Source organism: Ideonella sp. P3_A4 (assembly GCF_056403075.1).
Genome location: NZ_JBFUGE010001015.1, coordinates 1 through 1,473, shown reverse-complemented (window position 1 = coordinate 1,473; position 1,473 = coordinate 1). Strand labels below are relative to the sequence as shown.

Below are 1,473 nucleotides of genomic sequence, written 5' to 3'. Positions count from 1 at the left end.
GGCCGCACCGTGTCGTGGTTGATCGAGCGAGCGCCTGAGGGTGCCCGTCTGCTCGGCCTGCTGGCCTTTGGCGACACGGTCAAGCCTGCAGCGGCCCAAGCCATCGGTCGCCTGCACGCGCTGGGCATCCGCACCATCATGCTGACCGGCGACAACGAAGGCAGCGCCCAAGCGGTTGCGCGCGAACTGGGCATCGACGAAGTGCGCGCCAACGTGTTGCCCGGCGACAAGGCCGCGGCGGTGCAGGCCTTGCGCGCGTCTGCCGGCCGTGTGGCGATGGTCGGCGACGGCATCAACGATGCGCCGGCCCTGGCCGCCGCCGACGTGGGCATCGCCATGGCCACCGGCACCGACGTGGCGATGGAAACCGCCGGCATCACGCTGATGCGCGGCGACCCTCGATTGGTAGCCGATGCGGTGGACATCTCGCGCCGCACCTACGCCAAGATCAAGCAGAACCTGTGGTGGGCCTTTGGCTACAACGTGCTCGGCATCCCGCTGGCGGCCTTCGGCCTGCTGAATCCGGTGATCGCCGGTGCGGCGATGGCGTTCARCAGCGTCAGCGTGGTGAGCAACGCCTTGACGCTGCGGCGTTGGCGCCCCAGCGCGGGAGACCGAATCGCTGAAACGAAAACACCGGCTGTGGCCCGCACGCCTCGTACCGAAGGAGCCCGTTGATGACCACCTTGATGAACATCGGCGACGCCGCGAAAGCCTCTGGCGTGTCAGCGAAGATGATTCGCCACTACGAAAGCGTCGGGCTCTTCCCCGAGGCGCTGCGCACCGAGTCGGGCTACCGGCAGTACGGTGAGAAAGAGCTCAGCACGCTGCGCTTCATCCGCCATTCGCGCGACCTCGGTTTCTCGATCGAGCAGATCCGCGAACTGCTGGGCCTGTGGCAGAACCGGCGGCGCCCGAGCCGCCAAGTGAAGGCATTGGCGCAGGCGCACATCCAGGAGCTGGAAGAAAAGCTGCAGGAGCTCCAAGCGATGAAGGCGACGCTGGAGCACCTGGTGCATTGCTGCCACGGCGACGACCGCCCGGACTGCCCGATCATCGACACGCTGGCTCAGCCGAGCGCGATCGACGCGACGGCTACCCCGCCGAAGACCGGCGGGCTTCGCATCGGGCGACACGGCGCGCAGCGAGCCGGCGGCTGAATGACTGCCTACGTCGCGGCGCCAAAGTCTCGCGCGCCGCGAACGCAAGCTCCGTCACTCAAGACAAGCGCGGCAAGCTGAACAGCGCCTTGGTGCGCGCGCCGTCGACGTTGCAGCTTTCCAACTCGTGACGACGGCCCGCCGTGCGGACCTCGTCGCCGATCTCGAAGGCACCGCTGCTGTCGTTGCGTCCGCCTACGTAGACACTGTCGCCGGCCTCGATCCAGCCAGCCAGAACGGCGGAAGTCGTTTGGTGTTCGGGCCCAACACCAATCGCCGACAGGCCTTGCGGGTCAGGGGYCAGCCTGCGGAC

At 67.7% G+C, this 1,473-nt stretch carries 3 protein-coding genes; 2 read left to right on the top strand and 1 reads right to left on the bottom strand.

Going from position 1 to position 1,473, the window contains the following annotated elements; all coding sequences use genetic code 11:
- Positions 1-678: HAD-IC family P-type ATPase (locus tag AC1DYI_RS35395; protein ID WP_477208772.1), on the top strand; the 678-nt coding region annotated here is incomplete at its 5' end.
- Complete coding sequence (gene cueR / locus AC1DYI_RS35390) at positions 678-1,160, top strand: Cu(I)-responsive transcriptional regulator (RefSeq protein ID WP_477208771.1); 483 nt, start codon at positions 678-680, stop codon at positions 1,158-1,160. The genes AC1DYI_RS35395 and cueR, both read left to right, overlap by 1 nt.
- A 58-nt stretch (positions 1,161-1,218) precedes the next feature.
- On the opposite strand, the gene AC1DYI_RS35385 is transcribed toward cueR, so the two are convergent.
- Positions 1,219-1,473, bottom strand: a 255-nt coding sequence (locus AC1DYI_RS35385) for a hypothetical protein (protein ID WP_477208770.1), incomplete at its 5' end; no start/stop codon positions are given.